Annotated in this window: 16 protein-coding genes and 1 pseudogene; 9 read left to right on the plus strand and 8 right to left on the minus strand. The window is 71.1% G+C overall.

The window, feature by feature from the left end; translation table 11 throughout:
* Positions 1-18 precede the first annotated feature (18 nt).
* Positions 19-1,800: a S9 family peptidase gene (locus tag AB0B58_RS16350; protein WP_360223982.1), complete on the plus strand. Its 1,782-nt coding sequence runs from the start codon at positions 19-21 to the stop codon at positions 1,798-1,800.
* Between the two features lie 46 nt (positions 1,801-1,846).
* On the opposite strand, the gene AB0B58_RS16355 is transcribed toward AB0B58_RS16350, so the two are convergent.
* Complete coding sequence (locus tag AB0B58_RS16355; RefSeq protein WP_360223984.1) at positions 1,847-2,335, minus strand: hypothetical protein; 489 nt, start codon at positions 2,333-2,335, stop codon at positions 1,847-1,849.
* A 313-nt stretch (positions 2,336-2,648) separates the two neighbouring features.
* Here AB0B58_RS16355 and AB0B58_RS16360 point away from each other — a divergent pair, with 313 nt between their 5' ends.
* The 3 genes from AB0B58_RS16360 to AB0B58_RS16370 are packed head-to-tail and all read left to right on the plus strand — an operon-like array spanning position 2,649 to position 5,287.
* A complete protein-coding gene (locus tag AB0B58_RS16360) occupies positions 2,649-3,974 on the plus strand; it encodes an MFS transporter (RefSeq protein WP_360223986.1) in 1,326 nt (441 codons plus the stop codon).
* Between the two features lie 38 nt (positions 3,975-4,012).
* Positions 4,013-4,741 carry a hypothetical protein gene (locus AB0B58_RS16365; RefSeq protein ID WP_360223988.1) on the plus strand — a complete coding sequence of 243 codons (729 nt, stop codon included), beginning with the start codon at positions 4,013-4,015 and terminating at the stop codon, positions 4,739-4,741.
* A gap of 30 nt (positions 4,742-4,771) precedes the next feature.
* A complete protein-coding gene (locus AB0B58_RS16370) occupies positions 4,772-5,287 on the plus strand; it encodes a DUF664 domain-containing protein (RefSeq protein WP_360223990.1) in 516 nt (171 codons plus the stop codon).
* Positions 5,288-5,335: 48 nt separating this feature from the next.
* On the opposite strand, the gene AB0B58_RS16375 is transcribed toward AB0B58_RS16370, so the two are convergent.
* The 6 genes from AB0B58_RS16375 to AB0B58_RS16400 all read right to left on the minus strand — a co-directional run bounded on the left by AB0B58_RS16375 (position 5,336) and on the right by AB0B58_RS16400 (position 11,054).
* A complete protein-coding gene (locus tag AB0B58_RS16375) occupies positions 5,336-6,817 on the minus strand; it encodes an ATP-binding protein (RefSeq protein ID WP_360223992.1) in 1,482 nt (493 codons plus the stop codon).
* A complete protein-coding gene (locus AB0B58_RS16380) occupies positions 6,817-8,475 on the minus strand; it encodes an FAD-dependent oxidoreductase (protein WP_360223994.1) in 1,659 nt (552 codons plus the stop codon). The genes AB0B58_RS16375 and AB0B58_RS16380 overlap by 1 nt, the downstream gene beginning before the upstream one ends.
* 10 nt (positions 8,476-8,485) lie before the next feature.
* Positions 8,486-8,776: a UBP-type zinc finger domain-containing protein gene (locus tag AB0B58_RS16385; protein ID WP_360223996.1), complete on the minus strand. Its 291-nt coding sequence runs from the start codon at positions 8,774-8,776 to the stop codon at positions 8,486-8,488.
* Entirely contained in the window at positions 8,773-9,936 is a 1,164-nt protein-coding gene (locus AB0B58_RS16390) for an NAD(+)/NADH kinase (RefSeq protein ID WP_360224235.1), read from the minus strand. Before AB0B58_RS16390 ends, AB0B58_RS16385 begins: the two co-directional genes overlap by 4 nt.
* A gap of 97 nt (positions 9,937-10,033) precedes the next feature.
* Entirely contained in the window at positions 10,034-10,768 is a 735-nt protein-coding gene (locus AB0B58_RS16395) for a 50S ribosomal protein L11 methyltransferase (protein WP_360223998.1), read from the minus strand.
* Positions 10,769-10,850: 82 nt separating this feature from the next.
* Complete coding sequence (locus tag AB0B58_RS16400; protein WP_023561244.1) at positions 10,851-11,054, minus strand: cold-shock protein; 204 nt, start codon at positions 11,052-11,054, stop codon at positions 10,851-10,853.
* A gap of 317 nt (positions 11,055-11,371) precedes the next feature.
* Here AB0B58_RS16400 and AB0B58_RS16405 point away from each other — a divergent pair, with 317 nt between their 5' ends.
* From AB0B58_RS16405 to AB0B58_RS16420, 4 genes are all read left to right on the plus strand, one after another.
* Positions 11,372-12,919 (plus strand): ricin-type beta-trefoil lectin domain protein, encoded by a 1,548-nt coding sequence (locus AB0B58_RS16405; RefSeq protein ID WP_360224000.1) that lies wholly within the window; start codon positions 11,372-11,374, stop codon positions 12,917-12,919.
* Between the two features lie 163 nt (positions 12,920-13,082).
* The gene (locus tag AB0B58_RS16410; protein WP_360224002.1) at positions 13,083-14,723 is read left to right on the plus strand and encodes a beta-1,3-glucanase family protein; all 1,641 of its coding nucleotides are present in this window, start codon (positions 13,083-13,085) and stop codon (positions 14,721-14,723) included.
* A 218-nt stretch (positions 14,724-14,941) separates the two neighbouring features.
* The gene (locus tag AB0B58_RS16415) at positions 14,942-16,222 is read left to right on the plus strand and encodes a multidrug effflux MFS transporter (RefSeq protein ID WP_360224004.1); all 1,281 of its coding nucleotides are present in this window, start codon (positions 14,942-14,944) and stop codon (positions 16,220-16,222) included.
* 128 nt (positions 16,223-16,350) lie between these two features.
* Positions 16,351-17,679, plus strand: coding sequence for a hypothetical protein (locus AB0B58_RS16420; RefSeq protein WP_360224006.1), 1,329 nt, complete (start codon positions 16,351-16,353; stop codon positions 17,677-17,679).
* Positions 17,680-18,327: 648 nt separating this feature from the next.
* Here the strand turns inward: AB0B58_RS16420 and AB0B58_RS16425 are convergent.
* Positions 18,328-18,723 (minus strand): annotated as a pseudogene (locus AB0B58_RS16425) (IS701 family transposase); the annotation flags it as partial.
* Positions 18,724-18,768: 45 nt separating this feature from the next.
* On the opposite strand from AB0B58_RS16425, the gene AB0B58_RS16430 reads away from it, so the two are divergent.
* The gene (locus AB0B58_RS16430; protein WP_360224008.1) at positions 18,769-19,713 is read left to right on the plus strand and encodes an aminoglycoside phosphotransferase family protein; all 945 of its coding nucleotides are present in this window, start codon (positions 18,769-18,771) and stop codon (positions 19,711-19,713) included.
* Positions 19,714-19,736 lie beyond the last annotated feature (23 nt).

The following is a 19,736-nucleotide window of genomic DNA, read 5'->3' on the forward strand; positions in this document are numbered from 1 at the left end:
GGACGAAGGAGGACCCGTATGACCGGTCAGCTCAACCGTGTCGACGTCACCGTGCTGCCCGAGGGGTGGACGAACTCACGCCCGGGTTCCCTCCCCTCGGAAGTGTCGGGCAGCTGGTCGGCGGCGCTCTCGCCGGACGGCCGGCACGCGGCGTACGTCTCCGACCGCAGCGGTTCGCCCAAGGTGTGGGTGCAGCCGGTCGGCAGCGAGCTGACCTTCCTGGTCGACACGGGCGAGCACCCCGTCGTCTCGGTGCACTGGTCCACCGGCGGCGGCTGGCTCGCCTGCGTGCTCGCCCCCGGCGGCGCGCCCCGCACCGAGGTGTGGCTGGTCCGCCCGGACGGCTCGGCGCTGCACCAGGTGGCGGGCTTCGGCGCGGACAGCGCGGAGAACGCCCGCTGGCTGCCGGGCCGGCCGCTGCTGGCCGTGACGGAGAACCTGACGACCGCCCTGCTGGTGGACGCCGAACACGGCACCCGGCAGACCGTCGCCACCGGCGAGCTGATCTCGCTCCTCGACGTCACCGCGGACCGCGGACGGGCGCTGCTGCGCCACGGCCCGCGCGGCGGCAGGTACGTGGCCGTCCGCGACCTCGCCACCGGCGCCGACGAGTACGTGACCAGCGGCGAGCAGGCCTGCTTCGGCCCGGACGGCTCCGTGTACGCCCGCAGCGACGCCGGCGAGCTGCCGGTGCTGATCCGGGTGACCGGCGGGACGGCCGAGGTGCTGGCCGAGTCGGAGACCGCCGAGGTGGAATCCTTCGCGCTCACCGCGGACGGCACGTCGATCGCGGTGCTGTGGAACGTCCGCGGCGGCGAGTCCGAGCTGACCGTGTTGACGGCGGACGGCCCGAGGCGGATCGACCTGCCCGGCAGCGTCGCGGGGGGCGTGTCCTGGTGCTTCGACGGCAGCACGTGCGCGTTCACCGCCGAAGGGCCGGGACAACCGCACGGCGTATGGACGTACGACGGCGCCCTGCACCCGGTCTCGGTCGAGGAGGCGGCACCGGAGGCGGTGCACCCGAGCCTGCACCGCTTCGGTTCGCACGACGGCCTCGAGATCAGCGGCTGGCTCTTCGAACCGGCCGGCGCGGGCCCGCACCCGGCGGTGGTGTGGCTGCACGGCGGCCCGGAGGCGCAGGAACGCCCGGGGCACGGCGCGCTGTTCCAGTCCCTGGTGGACCGGGGCATCGCGGTCTTCGCGGCCAACGTCCGGGGCTCGTCGGGCTTCGGCCGCAGCTTCGTCAACGCGGACAACGGCGCCCTGCGCTACGCGGCGATCGCCGACGTGGCATCCTGCGTCTCCTATCTGGTCTCCGCACGCATCGCCGACCCGGCCCGCGTCGGCTGCATGGGCCGCTCGTACGGCGGCTATCTGACCCTGGCGGCGCTGACCACGTACCCGTCGATGTTCGCGGTCGGCATCGACGTGTGCGGCATGTCGAACTTCGCGACGTTCTACGAGCACACCGAGCCGTGGATCGCCGCGGCCGCGGTCTCGAAGTACGGCGACCCAGTGGCCGACGCCGACCTGCTGCGCGACCTCTCCCCGATCACCCGCATCGACCGGCTGCGGACGCCGCTGATGCTCGTGCACGGCGAGAACGACAGCAACGTCCCGGTGATCGAGGCGGAACAGGTGGTGGCGGCCCTGACGGAGCTCGGGGTGCCACACCGCTACCTGCTGTTCCCGGGCGAGGGCCACGAACTCCAGCACAGGTCGTCGCGGGCGAAGTATCTGCACGAGACGGTCGCCTGGCTGACCGCCCACCTCCGACCCGCCCCCGCCCTGCTGAGCTGATGGCACGCCGTCCGGCCTGATGGCCGGGCGGCGTCATGGCGTTCGGTCAGCGCGCGTTCACGAGCTCGTTACGCACGGTGATTTCGACGAGTGCGTAGTCGTCGCTGCGCCGCTCTGCAGTCTCTACCCGCAGCGACCGCTTCACCTCGGCACCCGGCTTCACGTCGAATATCTGTACCAGGTGCCGTTCGACATCGAGACTGTGGCACGAAGTGCCTTCCCTTAGCTGGACCGCCCATCGGACTCGTATCCAGCCGTCGTAGAGCGGATTGGCCACCAATTCCGTGTAGGCGACCACTTCGCCGCCCTGGCAGGGCCGCCACAGAAAAAAGTTGTCGTCCGGCAGCCGCAGTTTCCGCTCTGTCGTGTGGTCACCGATGTCGTCGCGCCGGCGTTCGTCGTCCTTGATGTGCGCCTTCGCGCTGATGAACACCACGTTGCGTGGGCTGGCGGCGATGGCCGGGGGCACGAACACCCCCGTCGACAGCAGGGCGGACGTGAGCGCAATGATCGCCGCGCTGCGTGGACGTCGCATCTTGTCTCCTTCGCACAGCAGCTGATGGCGAACGGGGCCGACGCCAGGAGGCAAACTAACCGTCACAACCCGCCGACCGGCATATGGCGAATGAACTATTCACCTGCCGCGCCCCGGCGATCACCTGCCGTAGCCATCGCACGGCTCACTCGTCACCAACGGCGGCCCGCCGAAGCCTCCGCCGCACCGCGGCCGGCCCGCGGACGGACCCCCACGGTGACGGGTCGCACGTCGTCCTTGTGACCCCGGTCGTTGTCGGTGGCCCCGCCTCAGGAGTTGGCTGGGAACCAACGCGAGTGGACGGAGACGTTTCATGCAAGGCAGTGCCCGGGCCTGGGCAGTGTGGGCCGTGGGGCTGTCGGCCTACGTGTTCGCGGTGCTGCACCGCACGTCGCTCGGGGTGGCCGGGCTCGACGCGCAGGCCCGGTTCGACATCGGCGCCGGGGCGCTCGCGTCGTTCGCCGTCCTGCAGCTGCTGGTCTACGCCGGCCTCCAGGTGCCCGTCGGGCTGCTGCTGGACCGGTTCGGTTCGATGCGGCTCGTCGTCACCGGGGGCCTCGTCATGGCGGCGGGTCAGGCGCTCATGGCGTTCTCCGACGGTGTCACCGGGGCGGTCCTCGCCCGGGTTCTGGTGGGTGCCGGCGACGCGATGACGTTCATCAGCGTGCTGCGCCTGGTGCCGCAGTGGTTCCCGTCCCGGCGGGTGCCGGTCGTCACCCAGCTCACCGGCCTCGTCGGGCAGCTGGGGCAGGTGCTCAGCGCCGTACCGTTGGCCGCGCTGCTGGCCGGGCCGGGCTGGACCAGCGCGTTCGTCTCGGCGTCGGCCGCCGGGGTCTTCGTCGCGATCGTCGCGCTGGTGGCGCTGCACGACACCCCGGACCGGAGGGTCAACTCGGGCGAGGCGATCAGCGTTGGTCAGCTCGGCCACGACCTGGTCGGCGCCTGGCGGCATCCGGGCACCCGGCTCGGGTTGTGGTCGCACTTCACCACCCAGTTTCCGGGCACGGTCTTCGCGCTCATCTGGGGATATCCGTTCCTGCTCGCGGGCGAGGGCCTGTCGCGGGGCGAGGCGAGCGCGCTGCTCACCCTGTTCGTCCTGACCGGCATGGCCGCGGGGCCCGTGGTCGGCGTGCTGGTGCAGCGGCATCCGCTGCGCCGCTCGTGGCTGGTGCTCGGGGTGATCGGCGCGAACGCCTTCGGCTGGGGGCTGATCATCGCGTGGCCGGGGCGGGCGCCGCTGCCGGTGCTGGTGCTGCTCGTGCTGGCGCTGGGCCTGGGCGGCCCGGGATCGATGATCGGATTCGAGTTCGCCCGGACGTTCAACCCGCCGAGCAGGCTGGGCACGGCCACCGGCATCGTGAACGTCGGCGGCTTCGTCGCGTCGCTGGTGTCGATACTGCTCGTCGGTCTGATCCTGGACGCCCGCACGGGCGGGCGGGCCGATTACGACATTGTGGACTTCAAGTTCGCCATGTCGGTGCAGTACGTGATCGGCGCCATCGGCCTGATCGGCATTCTGCGCACCCGCAGGCTGGCCAGGGCCCGGATGGCCGCCGATCACGGCGTGATCATCCGGCCGCTGCGCGAGGTGCTCGCGGAGCGGGGCTGGTTTAGCCGGGAACGTATCGGTAAAGGTTGAGACTTCGCCCGGTCTCTGACGTGGCATGTGAGGAGGACATGAGCGAGCACGCAACGGACCGTTTCTGGTCCGGCATCGAGATTTCCAAGGTCATCGCGGGCACGCTCGCGGCGGTCACCGCGGCGGTCATCGGCTCCTTTCTCGGAGTCGCCGGCACGCTGGCCGGTGCGGCCGTCGCCAGTGTCGTCGGCTCCCTAGGGACGGAGATTTACCAGAGGTCACTGAACAGGGGCGCAAAGCGTCTCGGCGCGATCGCACCGACGTTCGTGAAGGTGCCGGCCGCCGTCGGCACGCCCCCGGTCGCCGCCGCCACGAAGCAGGAGAGCCCGTCACACACCGTGCCGCCGCGCGGGAACATCCGCTGGAGACACGTGGCCGCGGCCGCGGCGGCGTTGTTCGTGCTGGCCATGGGCTCGCTTACGATGTTCGAACTGATGACGGGCAGGTCAGTGGCGTCGACCGTCGGCACCACGTCGTCGTCGACCACCTCGGTCGGCAGCATCTTCGGCCGCGACTCCAAGAAGCCGGCGGTGACGCCGTCGCCGGACGGTTCCCAGGCACCGGCCGTCGACCCGACGCCGACCGGGCCGGCCGGTGAGGCGCCGGCCACGGAGCCGACGCCGGACGCGACGACGGAACCGACCGCGGACCCGACCACCGGGCCCACCGCCGGGACCCCGGAGCAGACCACGCCGGCCGACACGCCGGAACAGCAGCCGAACCAGGAGCAGGAGCAGGGCCTGGACCGGCCCGAGCCGGCGGAGTAGACCCGAAGCCGAGCGAAGGAGCGCGTCACCGTGAACGTCAACGAATTGCTCGCCGAGGCCTTCGGCCGCCTGCCCGAACTGGTGCGGGCCGCGGTCGAGGGCCTGAACGCGGAGCAGCTGCGCACCCCGCCGGCCGGCGAGGGGAACACGGTCGGCTGGCTGGTGTGGCACCTCACCCGGATCCAGGACGGGCACCTCGCCGAGCTGACCGGCGACGAGCAGGTGTACACGGCCGGCGACTGGGCCCACCGCTTCGGCCTGAAGCCGGACCCGGACGACAACGGCTACGGGCACACGTCCGAGCAGGTCCGGGCCGTGCGCCCGGAGAGCGCGGGCGTGCTGGTGGACTACTACCAGGCGGTGCACGAGCGCACCCTCGGCTACCTCGCCGGGCTGTCGGCCGGCGACCTGGACCGCGTCGTGGACCGGTCCTGGGATCCGCCGGTCACCCTGGGCGTGCGCCTGGTAAGCGTCCTGGACGACGACACGCAGCATGCGGGCCAGGCCGCCTACGTGCGTGGCCTGCTGCTGACGGACGGAGACTGACCGGTCCCGACCGCTGATCTCCGCCCCGCCCGCGGGTGTGGGCGGAGGTCAGCGGGAGGCCGGCTCCGCGATCGGGAGGCTGACCAGGAACCGGGTGTCGCCCGGCCGGGAGTGCAGGACGATGTCGCCGCCGTGGCCGTTGACCACGATCCGGTACGAGATGTCGAGGCCCAGCCCCGTGCCCTCGCCGACCGCCTTCGTGGTGAAGAACGGCTCGAAGACCCGCTTGCGCAGCTCCTCGGGTACGCCGGGACCGGTGTCGCCGATCGAGACGATGACGTGGTCGTCCTGCCGGTAGGTCCTGATGGTCAGCGTGCCGGCGCCGTTCATGGCCTGCACCGCGTTGTCGACGATGTTGGTCCAGACCTGGTTTAGCTCGGCCGGGTGGGCCGGAACCTGCGGCAGGTCGCGGTCATACTCCTTGACCACCTTGACGCCCGTACCGAGCTTGTGGGCGAGCATCACCAGGGTGCTGTCCAGCCCCGTGTGCACGTCGATCCACTGGTGCGCGGCGCGGTCCAGCTGCGAGTACTGCTTCGCCGAGGCGACCAGCGACGAGACGCGCCCGGTGGCCTCCTCGATGTCGCTCATCAGCTGCTCGGTCTCGAGCGCGTATCCGATCCAGTGGATGGCCTGGTCGAGCAGGCCCGGCTCGACCACCTTGGCCTTGATCAGTTCGAGGCACTCGATGTCGAGACCGCCCTGCGCGAAGACCGGGGCGAGGTCCCAGCCGCCCGTGACGTCGTGCCGCTCCATCCAGTCGCCGAGCTCGTCCTCGCGGTCGGAGGCCTGCAGGGCGGTAAGCGTCGGCGCCTTGGCGGCCCGCTCGATGACGTCCTCCTGCAGCTCGACCAGCGCGTCGAGGCGCTCGGGCGCGACCTTGCCCGCGGCGAGCATGCCCAGCTTGTGCCGCATGCCGGCGACCCGCTGGCGCAGCGCCCCGGTGGCACGCGACGCGGCGGCCGCGGGGTTGTTGAGCTCGTGCATGAGGCCCGCGGAGAGCGCGCCGAGCGCCACCAGCCGCTGCCGTTCACCGATCGCCGCCTGGGTGTTGCGCATGCCGAGGGTCAGACCCTCGAGCAGGTGCAACGCCATCGGGAACCACTCGCGCATCAGCCAGCCGAAGTCCTCGGCGCTGAGCACGAAGAAGTCGCAGTCGTCGAGCGCGCGCATCGACGCCATGTACCTGCGCTGCACGCCCTCGTCGCGCAGGTACGCCTGGGTCGCGCCCATGTACACGCCGCGCTGCTCCGTGCGCGTGGTCTGCACGTCGTCCTGGCCGACCCGGCGGGTGAGCGCGATGGTGCCGCTGAGCAGGACGAAGAACCTCTCGGCCGGCTCACCCTCCTGGATCACCAGCTGCCCGGCCTCGACGTGCTGCGTGCAGCCGTGCGCGGCGATCCAGGTCAGCTGGTCGTCGGTCAGCTTCTCGAACAGGAACAGGGTGCGCAGTTCGTCGACGGTGAGGCGGCCGGGTTCGCACGGTTCGAGCTCGGCCACCTCAGCGGTACCGATGTCGGCCTCGGTCATTACTGCCCCTCCAGGTAGCGGTGGACCAGCGTGACGGCCATCGCGCCCTCGCCGACCGCCGAGGCCACCCGCTTGACCGAGTTGGCCCGGACGTCGCCGGCGGCGAAGATGCCGGGAACGCTGCACTCCAGATAGAACGGATCCCGGTCCCGATCCCATCCCGCCGGCCGGGCACCATCCACGAGCAGATCCGGGCCGGTGTACAGGAAGCCCTTCTCGTCGCGGGCCACCGCGTCGCCGAGCCAGTCGGTGCGCGGCTCGGCGCCGATGAAGACGAACAGGTACCCACACTCGACGCTGGTCACCGTGTTGTTCTTGCTGTCGCAGATCGTGATCGCCTGCAGGTGGCCGCCGCCCTGCGCCCCGACGACCTCGCACCGGGTACGCACGTGCACGTTGTCGATCTTGTTGAGCTGCTGGATGAGGTAGTACGACATGCTCGCCTCGAGGGAGTCGCCGCGCACCAGGAGGTTCACGCTGCGGGCGTACCGGGCGAAGAAGAGCGCGGCCTGACCGGCGGAGTTCGCGCCGCCGACGATGTAGACGTCGCTGCCCGCGCAGGCCGGGCCCTCGGTGGCGGCCGAGCCGTAGTAGACACCCGCGCCGGTCAGCTCGGCGACGCCGTCGGCGACCAGCGGCCGGTACGCGACGCCGGTGGCAAGCACGATCGAGTGCGCCGAGACCTCGCCGCCGTCGGTGAAGCGCAGCGTCCGGGCGGAGCCGTCCGTGTGCAGCCCCACCACCTCGCGGGTGTTGAGCACCTCGGCAGAGAACTTGCCGGCCTGCCGCCGCGCCCGGTCGGTCAGCTGCGCGCCGGAGATGCCGTCCGGGAAGCCCAGGTAGTTCTCGATCCGGGAGCTCTGCCCCGCCTGCCCGCCGACGGCCTGGCGCTCCACCAGCAGCGTCCGGAGACCCTCGGAGGCGCCGTACACGGCCGCGCCGAGCCCGGCCGGGCCGCCGCCCACGATGATCAGGTCGTAGAAGTCGCGTTCCGGCGCCGTCGACAGCCCGGCCGCCTCGGCGACCTCCGACGTGCTCGGCTGCGCCATCGCCCGGCCGTCCGCGGTGACCACCAGCGGGATCGACTCCGGGCCGACCCCGGCGGCGTCCAGCAGGCGGCGCCCCTCGGGGTCGTCGGCGGCCAGCCACCGGTACGGGACCAGGTTGCGCGCCAGGAAGTCCCGGATCTGGTACGACGGCTCGCTCCACCGGTGCCCGACGACGCGGATGTCCTCGACCTCCCGGTCGCCGATGGCCTGCCAGGACTCCAGCAGCGCGTCGATGACCGGGTAAAGCTTCTCCTCCGGCGGGTCCCAGGGCTTGAGCAGGTAGTGGTCGACGTCGACCACGTTGATGGCCTGTATCGCCGCGTCGGTGTCCGCGTACGCGGTCAGCAGGGCGCGGCGGGCGTTCGGGAACAGGTCCATCGCCTGCTCCAGGAACTCGATGCCGTTCATCTGCGGCATCCGGTAGTCGGCCAGCAGGACGGCGACCCGGCCGCCGCGCAGCTTGATCTCCCGCAGCGCCTCGAGCGCCTCCGCGGCCGACGCGGCCCGGATGATCCGGTACGCCTCCCCGTAGCGCCGCCGCAGGTCGCGGGCGATGGCCCGGGACACCGACGGGTCGTCGTCGACGGTCAGGATGGCGGGATGGCCCATGCGGAAGTCCTTACGGATGCGTGAAGGATCGGGCGTCGGCGACCTCGAAGGCCACGTTGTCCAGGTAGCACCACCACCAAACCTCGCCCGGCTCGTAGGACTGCACGATCGGGTGGGCTACGGCGTGGAAGTGCGCGGTGGCGTGCCGGCCGGGTGACGAGTCGCAGCAGCCGACGTGGCCGCACGTCATGCAGACGCGCAGGTGCACCCAGCGGCCGCCGCCGGCCAGGCATTCGACGCATCCGTCGCCGGACGGCTCCACGTCACCGACCAGGTCAAGGTGCCCACAGAGATCGGTCATGCTCGGGTCACTCCCTTGGCGAGCAGGTCGTCGTACTCGGGGTGTCGTTTCAGGTAGCCGGCGACGAAGGGGCAGGTCACGACCACCGGGGTGGCCCGGCCGCGCGCGTCGGCGAGGGCCGCGGAGGCGAGGCGGCCGGCCAGGCCCTGGCCCTGGAAGGCCTGGTCGATCTCGGTGTGCGCCAGCTCGACCTCGCCGTCGTGGCGCCGGTAGTGCAGAACCCCTGCGAGTTCACCGCCGAGCAGGACCTCGTATCGCGACTGCTCGAAGCTGTCGACGACCGTGGCGTCCGCCAGCTCCCCGCCGCCGACCTGGGCGCTGCCCTCGACCCGGAGCTTGCGGCGGGCGCGCTCGTAGAACGAGGTCCGTCCGAAGCGGATGACCTGTGCGGCCGCGGGCACGGGCACGATGGCCAGCTTGTCGCCGGCCTCGGCGTAGCCGTGGATGATGCCGTCGACCTCGACCGCGAGCCGGCCGCTGGTCGGGCGCACGTCGAGTTCGAGCTGCTCGTCCGGCGAGAGCATCAGCGAGCGGTTGAACGACGAGTGCGCGGCCGCGGCACCGACCAGCAGGCCCTCGACGTTGGGCGACACGATCGGGCCGCCGGCCGAGAAGCTGTACGCGGTCGAGCCCGTCGGCGTGGCCACGATCACGGCGTCGGCCGCGTACCGGACGAAGTTGCTGCCCTCGACGTTGATGCCGACGTGCGCGAGGCCGTGTCCGGGTACCCGGACCAGGGCGATGTCGTTGAACGCCGAGACCTCGTCGCCGCCGGGCAGCACGGTCCGCACCGCCGTGCGGGACTCGATGGTGAACCGGTGCTCGTCGATCGACGAGAGCGCGCCCGGCAGGTCGGGCAGGTCGACCTCGGCGAGGAAGCCGAGCCGGCCGACGTTGACACCGAGCACGGGCGTCTTGCGGCCCTCGACCAGGCGCATGGTGCGCAGCATGGTGCCGTCGCCGCCGAGGCTGACCAGCAGCCCGGCGCGTTCGACCATCTCCTCGGCGGAGACCGCGACGGCGTCGCAGTCGATCCGGTTGATCTCGTCGTGCAGCCCGAGCACGGTCACGTCGCGCGCGGTCGCCCACCGGACGATGGCGCTGATGGCGGACCCGCAGTCCCGTCTGGGATGCAGGACCAGCCCGACCACTTTGATCATGCCCACGAATGACACCCCACGATCATCCAGCGAACGCCCCGGTCGCACGCGTCAGCGTTCAGCCTTGCACGTCCGACCGGGATCCGGCGAGCGGTCGTCAGCTCGTGAGCGCGACCGCCACCGGGGTCAGCACACTGGCCTGGTCCCGCTGGCCGTCCTCCTGCGCGCCCAGGGCCGTGGCCTGGTACGTCGTCAGGGTGCGCAGCAGCCCGGGCGGCGCGTATCCGCGACCGGGATCGCCCAGCAGCACCGTCGCTCCGCGGCTCATGGCACGGCCGATGAAGGGCAGCATCTTGGCCGCGACGTCGGCGTTGTAGAGGCAGTCGCCGGCGAGGATCACCTCGGCGTCCGAGCCGTCGCCGTCGGTGAGGTCGTCCGCGACGGTCGCGATCTGCTCGCCGTTGGCGTTCGCGTTCGCCTGGATCGCGGCGATGGCGTAGCCGTCGACGTCGTTGGCGGTCACCTCGGCGGCGCCGGCCTGCGCGGCCGCGATGGCGACGAGCCCGGAGCCGGACGCGAGGTCCAGCACGCGGCGGCCCGCGACGATCTCCGGGTTGTCCAGGACGTAGCGGGCGAGAGCCTGCCCGCCCGGCCAGGCCGTCGCCCAGTACGGGGCCGGCAGCGGCGTGCCCGCCTCGGCCTCGAGCCGGGCCCAGAGCAGCACGGCGTCCTCGGCGAGGAACAGGTGCACCTCCGGCACCATCGGCACGGAGGTCATCTTCAGGGCGTCCTGCTGCGGCGCCCTTGCGGGGAATGAGGCGTTACGCAGCAGTCGTCGCTGCAGGGCGCTGTGGGTCGCGACCGCGTAGGGGGCTCCGGAGAACGTCTTCACACCACTCTTTTCCGTAGAAGGGAAACGACCGAGGGCCGCGCCTTCCGCTTCAACGCGGGAGGCACGGCCCTCGTGACGTACGTCAGATGGGACGGATGTTCGCCGCCTGCAGGCCCTTCTGGCCCTGCTCGATGTCGAACTCAACCCGCTGGTTCTCTTCGAGAGTGCGGTATCCGTCAGAGGCGATGGCGGAGAAGTGGGCGAAGACGTCCGGAGCACCACCGTCCTGGGTGATGAAGCCGAAGCCCTTGTCCGCGTTGAACCACTTCACTGTGCCGACAGCCATGTCAAGCCCTTTCGCAACCACTAGGAGTTCACACCTCGCGAACTCCGTCGCCGCCCGTAGAGATCAGGAAACCGGACTCATACGACAAAAGCCTGGGGGGTTCGGATACCCACCAGGCTCTGGCAAATATGAGAAATCGGAACGACAACCCCTTCAAGCTAGCACGTTCCGCGACGATCCGACGCCGGGATGCGACCTGACATCGGTGGACAATAATCATTGAAGTTTCTTGACAGAATTACTAAATATCGACACACTCCGATCTAGAGAGCGCTCTCCTTCCCCCAGAAGTCCCCCTGGTCAGCGGAAGGATCCCCATGTCACGTCCCGTCAAGCTGCTCGGCGTCGCCGCCGTCGCGGTGACCACCGTCGGCCTCTTCCCGTTAACAGGTTTTGCCGCGGAGCCGCCCTCACCCACCGGAACCCCCGCGGTCTCCCGTTTCGACATGGCACCCGGCATGGTCGCCGCGATGCGGCGCGACCTGAAGCTCACCGACGACCAGATCGCGGCCCGCCTCGCCACCGAGGCGGCGGCGCCGGTCGTGGAGAAGCGGCTGCGCGCCCGGCTCGGCACGGCCTTCGCCGGCGCCTGGATCCCGGCCGGCGCCGCGCGGCTCACCGTCGCGGTCACCGACGCGAATTCCGCCGCCGCCGTACGCGCGGAGGGCGCCGACGTCAAGATCGTCGCGCGCGGCGCCGCCGACCTCGCGGCCGCCCGCCTGCGGCTGGACCGCAACGCCGCCGAGGCGTCGGGCACCGCGGTCCGCGGCTGGTACGTGGACGTCGCCGCCAACCGGCTCGTCGTCATGGCGCGGCCCGGCGGCACCGCCGCCGCGCACAGGTTCGCCCGGGACAGCGGCGCGGGCACGGTCTCCGTCGTCACCGCGCCCGAGGCGCCCCGGCCGATGTACGACATCCGCGGCGGCGACCAGTACGTGATCAACGGCAACACGCTCTGCTCGGTTGGCTTCGCCGTCGCGGGCGGCTTCGTCAGCGCCGGACACTGCGGCGGCGTCAACAGCCCGACGCTCGGCTACAACAACGTGTCCCAGGGCACCTTCGCCGGCTCTTCGTTTCCCGGCAACGACTACTCGTGGATCCGGACGAACGGCAACTGGACACCCCAGCCGTGGGTGAACAACTACTCGGGCGGCAACGTGGTCGTGGCCGGCTCGCAGGACGCCGCCGTCGGCAGCTCGGTCTGCCGCTCCGGCCGGACCACCGGTTGGCGCTGCGGCACGATCCTGGGACGCAACGAGACCATCGTCTACTCGCAGGGCGCGGTCTCCGGCCTCAGCCGCAGCAACGCGTGCGCCGAGCCGGGCGACTCCGGCGGCTCCTGGATCTCCGGCAACCAGGCGCAGGGCGTCACCTCGGGCGGCACGGGCAACTGCACGTCCGGCGGCACGATGTGGTTCCAGCCCGTCAACGAGATCCTCGGCGTCTACGGCCTCTCCCTGACCACCAGCGGCGGTGGCGGCGGCGCGAGTTCGCTCGTCAGCAACTGGAACAACAAGTGCATCGACGTGCCGAACTCGAACTTCTCCGACGGCGTGCTGCTGCAGATGTGGGGCTGCAACGGCACGGGCGCGCAGAAGTGGACCTTCGTGAACGGCACGCTGCAGACGTCGAACAACAAGTGCATGGACGTCCCGTGGGGCTCGACCACCAACGGCACGGTGATACAGATCGTCGGCTGCAACGGCAACCCGGCGCAGCAGTTCGTGCTCTCGGCCGCGGGCGACCTCGTCAACCCGCAGGCGAACAAGTGCCTCGACATCAAGGACTGGAACGGCAACGACGGCGCGCGGATCCAGATCTGGGACTGCGCCGGCACGCTGAACCAGAAGTGGCGACGCGCATAACCGAAAAACTGTTATCGCCCGCCGATCGCGCCGTCCGCGATCGGCGGGACCGCCAATTCCATTAGCGGAACCTTAATGATCGCCCCGAACTATTCCGGCATGCAGTTAGGAGTCCTAATAATTGGGTCTGCGACTCTCGAGCAGCCCCAGGAGGCCACCACCCATGCGCCGCAAGCGAACGCTCCTCCTCTCCGTTGCCGCCGTGACGGCGGCCGCGGGGACAGCCTGGATCGCCCTGCCGGCGTCGGCGGCCGCGAACACCGCGGCCTTCACCGTGACGTCCGACTGGGGCTCCGGCTGGCAGGGCGAGGTAACCATCAGCAACGGCGGCCCCGCCGCGATGAAGTCCTGGAAGGTCGAGTTCGACCTGCCGGCGGGCGCCACGATCGGCAGCTTCTGGGACGCCGGCATGGTCGCCGACGGCGGGCACCGTACCTTCACCAACCGCCCGTGGAACGGCGCCGTGCCGGCCGACGGCAAGGTCAGGTTCGGTCTGGTCGGCTCCGGCGGCACGCCGGTGAACTGCCGGCTCAACGGCCGCCCCTGCGGCGCCGGGCCGACCGCGCCGACCTCCGCGGCGCCCCTCGCGGCGCCGGCCGGGACCCGGCCCGCCACCCCGCCGCGGACCGCGCCGGCCACCCGGGCGACCACCACGCCGCCGGCCACCGCGCGCACCACGCCGCCGGCCGGGAAGCAGCCCGTGCCGCCGGCCGGCAGCCTGCTGCCGCTCACCGTCACCAACAGAACCGGCCGCTCGGACGCCGTCCACCTGTACGTCCTCGGCGTCAACCTGACGACCGGCAAGCTCGGCCACGTCGACTCCGGCGGCCGCTTCACCGCCTGGACCGGCGGCGGGGCCGTGCCGACGCGGGCTCCCGACGTCTCGATACCCGGCCCGGCCAACGGCGCCGCCACCACCCTCAAGCTGCCGAAGAACCTCTCCGGCCGCATCTACATGTCGTTCGGCCGCAAGCTGGACTTCCGGCTCGCCAACGGCGGCCTGGTGCAGCCCGCGCCGTGGTCCGACTCGGACCCGAACCGCAACACCCTGTTCGACTGGAGCGAGTTCACCCTCGACGGCTCCGGCCTGTTCCTGAACAGCTCGCAGGTCGACATGTTCGCCGTGCCGCACGTCGTCTCGGTGCTCGGCGGCGACGGCGTCACGAGCAGGACCGGCGAGCTGCGGGCCGGCGGGCGCAAGCGGGTCATCGAAGCGATCAAGGCGCAGCCGGGCTACGCCCGCACGGTGCAGACCCGCTCGGACGGGACCGTACTGCGGGTGCTCGCGCCCGGAAAGGCCGCGGACGGCGGCCGGTTCAGCGCGACCTACCTGGACCCGTTCATCAACTCGGCGTGGAACGCGTACAAGAGCAAGACGCTGACCGTCGTCCCGTTCGGCGACCGGCCGAACACCAGGTTCTTCGGCAGGACCTCCGGCAACGTCATGAACTTCACCGACGCCGCGGGCCGGACCGTGGCCTCGTTCACCAAGCCCAGCACCGCCAACGTCTGGGGCTGCGACGGGGCGCTCGGCGCGCCGAACGACCAGGTCGTCGGGCCGATCGCCCGTACGCTCTGCGCCTCGATGCACCGCACCACGCTCGGCAGGCTGGACACCCAGCCGGCCGGCAAGGCCGCCGACTTCTACCGCGGCGGGCTGACCAACCACTACTCGCGGATCATCCACGAGCAGATGGCCGACGGTAAGGCGTACGGCTTCGCCTTCGACGACGTGCAGAACCAGGAGTCGCTCGTGCACTCCGGCGACCCGCGCCGGGCCGGGATCGTGATGACGCCTTTCTGACCCAAGTAACAGCCTGCACCAGACCCGGCACGTCAACCGGATTTCCACAATTCGGTGCGACGTGCCGGGCTTTTGCCGGACCGCGATATCGCGATTCCGATAGGTGTGACGGGCGGCACCAAATTGCTTTTCGGGGAATTCCGCCCGCGGCCCGGAACTTGTCGTACCCGTGTCGGACGCTGTATCGCGACCGACCCGGACGACGGATGGGACCCACCATGACGCAGGCGCCCGAACGCACCGAGGCACGAGCGGCGCCGACGCCCGGGGAGCTCATGTCCCCCCGCGAGCGGCTGCGGCTCGTGCTGGTGCTCGGCTTCCTCATCGCCCTCGGCCCGCTCACCATCGACATGTATCTGCCGTCCCTGCCGACGATCACGGACGACCTGCACACCACCGCCGCCGCGGTCCAGCTCACCCTCACCGGCACCCTGGCCGGTCTCGCGCTGGGCCAGCTGCTGATCGGCCCGGTCTCCGACGCCGTCGGCCGCCGGGCGCCGCTGCTCGCCGGCGTCGCCGTGCACATCGCGGCGTCGATCCTCTGCGTCATCGCGCCGAACCTCGCCGTCCTCGGCACGCTGCGGGTCCTGCAGGGCCTGGGCGCCGCCGCGGCCGCGGTCGTCGCGATGGCCGTCGTCCGCGACCTGTTCACCGGGCTCGCCGCCGCGAAGCTCCTGTCCCGCCTCATGCTCGTCATGGGCGCCGCGCCGATCCTCGCGCCGACGCTCGGCGGCATCACGCTGAACTGGACGTCCTGGCGCGGCGTCTTCGTGGTGCTGGCGCTCTTCGGCATCGCGATCCTCACGGTGACCGCGCTGGGGCTGCCCGACACCCTGCCCGCCGAGCGACGACGCAACGGCGGCGTGGTCGGCACGATCCGCGACTACGGCCGGCTCTTCACCGACCGGACCTATCTCGGACTGATCCTGGTGGCCGGGCTCGCGATGGCCGCCCTGTTCGCCTACGTCTCGGGCTCGTCGTTCGTCTTCCAGGAGCAGTACGGCCTGACCGAGCAGCAGTTCGGCTTCGTGTTCGGCGCCGGCGCGGTCGGCCTGATCACGGCCACCCAGCTCAACGTGCGGCTGCTGCGCCGCTGGTCGCCGTCCCAGGTGCTGATCTCCGCGCTCGCGGGCGGCGCCGTCGCGGGCCTGGTCCTGCTGCTCTTCGCCGCCACCGGCTTCGGCGGCCTGCCGGGGGTGCTCGTGCCGCTCTGGGCGGTGCTCGCCTCGGCCGGCCTGGCGCTGCCGAACGCCCCGGCGCTCGCGCTCTCGCGGCACGGCGAGGCGGCCGGCACCGCGGCGGCCCTGCTCGGCGCGGTCCAGTTCGGCGTCGGCGCGCTGGCGGCCCCGCTGGTCGGCGTCCTCGGCACCGGCGCGATCGGCATGGCGCTGGTGATCGCCGGCGGCATGCTCGCGGCGAACGTGGTGCTGCTGCTGGTCGTGCGCCCGTGGCGTCTTCCCGTCGAGGCCGTCGAGCCCGCGGCGGCCGCGGCGCACTGAGCGGCGGGCCGCGCCCGCAGCGCCGGAGACGACCCACAGATCACCGAAAGGTCGGTCACTAGCGTGCTGACCGAGCTTGCGGCGCCCGCGTGTCCTGCGACGCCCACCTGATCTGAAGGAGAATCTCCATGAGGCCACGTACGATCGCCTCCGCCGCGGGTGTGCTCTCGGCAGGGGTCGCGATGGCGTGCCTGACGACGACCGCTTTCGCCGCGGAGAACGGCAGCACCGCCCGCGTCAACGTTTCACACAACGGCACCCAGCCCGGCGGCGCGACCGCCTCGGCGATGAGTGCCGACGGCCGCCACATCGCGTTCACCTCGAAGGCGGGGAATCTCGTCGCGGGCGACACCAACCAGGCCGAGGACGTGTTCGTGCGCGACCTGGTCGCCCGCACGACGACCCGGGTCAGCGTGTCCGGCGCCGGGACGCAGGCCGACGGCCGCAGCTACGCGCCGTCCATCAGCGACGACGGCCGTTACGTCAGCTTCGCGTCGGACGCCGCCAACCTGGTCGACGGCGACACCAACGGCAAGCGTGACGTGTTCGTGCGCGACCTGATTGCCGGGACCACCACCCGGGTCAGCCTCGCGCAGTCCGGCGCGCAGGGCGCCGACGACAGCTCGAAGCTGTCCAAGATCAGCGCCGACGGTCGTCACGTGACGTTCCAGTCGATCCTGCCCCTCGCCGACGACGGCGACGGCGGCGACCGGGAGAACGTGTTCGTCCGCGACCTGACCGCGGGCACCACGGTCCGGGTGAACGTGACCGCCGACGGCCGGCGGGCGACCGTCACCTCCGGCGACTCCTACGAGGACATCGACGGCGGACTATCGCCCGTGGTCGGCGGCCGCTACGTCCCGTTCGAGGCGCTGACGCCGCAGAGCGGCTCGAGCCTGACGGCGGACGTGTACCTGCGTGACCTGGCCACCGGCACCACCACCCTGGTCAGCGTCCACCGGGTCGGCCCGCGGGGCACCCTGCACAGCGTGCACGCCTCGATGAGCGCGGACGGCCGCTACGTGGTGTTCTCCTCGTGGGCGCCGGACCTGGTCGAGGGCGACACCAACAGCCGGGAGGACGTGTTCCTCCGCGACCTGGCCGCCGGCACCACCACCCGGATCAGCGTCTCCGGCACGGGCGCACAGGGCAACCTCGCCAGCAACCGCCCGGTGATCAGCTCGGACGGCCGCTACGTCGCGTTCCTGTCGTGGGCGCGCAACCTGGTCGACGGCGACACCAACCGCGCGGAGGACGTGTTCGTGCGCGACCTGGTCTCCGGCACCACCACCCGGGCCAGCGTCTCCACCGCCGGCGAGCAGAGCGACGGCCCCAGCGCCAACCCGTCGATCAGCACCTTCGGCCGCCGCGTCGCCTTCGAGTCGACGGCGTCCAACCTGGTCCCCGGCGACGCGAACCTGGCGCGGGACGTGTTCGTCCGCACCCTGAAGGACTGACCCACCACCACCGCCCGCCGCTCCACGACGGGCCCGCACCACCGAGGCTCCGGCCGGGACACCCCCGGCCGGAGCATCGCCCTTCCGGGACACCCACGTGCCCAAGGCCGGCGTTAGCCCGCTCGACGACACGGGTGACCGCGCTCGTAGATGCCGGCACCTGCCGGTTGCCCGCGCCGAGGCGGCAGCGGCGGCAGCAGCGGCGGCGACCGCGGCAGCGGCGGCAGCGGCGGCAGCAGCGGCGGCGGCGGCAGCAGCAGCGGCGGTGACGGCAGCGGCGGCGGTCACTTCGCACGGGCGCTGCGACAAGCGCATGGGCGCCCTCACCGGCCAATATCCACGACAGCAGCGGAAATTGGGGAAGGGTGAGTGTGAAGGTGGCTAGTTGGGTCGGGCGCGGCCCTTCTTCCAGTAGCCCATGAAGGCCACCGCGCGGCGATCCCACGCCGCGCTCAGCCACCACCATGTACCGGCGCAAGGACACCACAGCGACGGCGACGGCGACGGCGACGGCGACGGCGATCGTCACATCGCATGGGCGCTACGGCAGGCGCTGGGCGCCCTCACCCGCCGATATCCACGACGGCAGCGGAATTAGGGGAAGGGGTCAGTGCGGGAGGTGGCTGGTACTCCAGCCGGGAATTGTGATCACGGCTCGATGAGGGCTTGTCGCGCGTAGTGGCTGCTCATAGCGCGGGCTTGGTGGCGTCGGCGGATCGACCAGAGCAGGGGGTCGGCGTGCCGGCGGGCAGGTTCGATGATCAGCTTGTTGAACAGGTGGCGTAGCTCGTTGACGGTCAGCGGAATTGGCCCGGCCGGGTCGGGCCGGTTGTGGTGAGCGGTGGCGGCGGCAAGGAAGGCGTGGGCAAGGATCGCGCGGGTGGTCGAGCGGTGCCAGGACGTCCAGCGACGGTGCTGGTCCAGGCCGAGTCCGGTCTTCGCGACTTGAAACGATTCCTCGACCTTCCAGCGGCGCCCGGCGACCATGACCAGCATGTGCAGCGCGGCGGGTTGCGGTGACCAGCAGCGGTAGAAGGCTGCCTCCGCTCATGCACCACATCGCGCTCACAGTCGGACGAGGATGGTTCAGTGAGTGAAATTCCGGATCTCGGTCCTGTGCCGCAGCGCGTCACCGTCGACGCGGAGCAGGCGCGCCGGCTCGTCTCCAGCCAATTCCCGAAATTGGCCGACTTCGTGGTTGAGCCGGTAGCCAACGGCGGCTGGGACAACTGGACCTTCCACCTCGGCCCCGACCGGCTGGTGCGTCTACCCAGCGCTGCCGAGTACGCGTTAGCGGTCGACAAGGAACATCAGTGGCTCCCGGCCCTCGCCGGTCAGCTGCCGCTTCCCATCCCGGCCCCACTGGCGAAAGGTAAGCCAGGTGCGGGCTACCCCTATCCCTGGTCGATCTACCGATGGCTCGACGGCGAGCCTGCAAGCGCAGACCGCATCGCCGACTCGGTGCGATTCGCGCTCGATCTGGCCGAGTTCCTAGCGGCCCTGCAGAGCATCGACACCGCTGGCGGTCCGCAGCCGGGCATTCACAACTGGTTCCGGGGCGGCACCCTGCGCACCTACGACAAGAAAGTTCACGATGCGCTCACGGAGTTGGGCGGCCACGTCGATGCCGATCTGGTTCGGGAGATCTGGGCGCGGGCACTCGACGCCCGCTGGGACGGCGTAGACCGCTGGTTCCATGGCGACATCGCCCAGGGAAATCTACTGCTTGCTGACGGCCAGTTGGCGGCCGTCATTGACTTCGGGACATGCGGCATCGGCGACCCGGCCTGCGACCTGGCGATCGCCTGGACATTGCTGACCTCCGAGGGCCGGCAGGCATTCCGCAAGCGGCTGGCGGTCGATGATGCGACGTGGGCGCGCGGACGTGGCTGGGCACTCTGGAAAACCCTCGCCACGTGCCCCGACACCCTTGAAGGCCCTGAGGATGCGATGGAATTCGCGAACGCGCAGCGCATCCTCGGCGAGATCTTCTCGGAATACACGGCCAACGCTGTCATCAAGTCTCGCCCATGACGTTGACTACGCCGTGGCACGCC

Origin of the sequence: Actinoplanes sp. NPDC049118 (genome assembly GCF_040648555.1) — a bacterium.
In the GTDB taxonomy this organism is placed as follows: Bacteria; Actinomycetota; Actinomycetes; order Mycobacteriales; family Micromonosporaceae; genus Actinoplanes.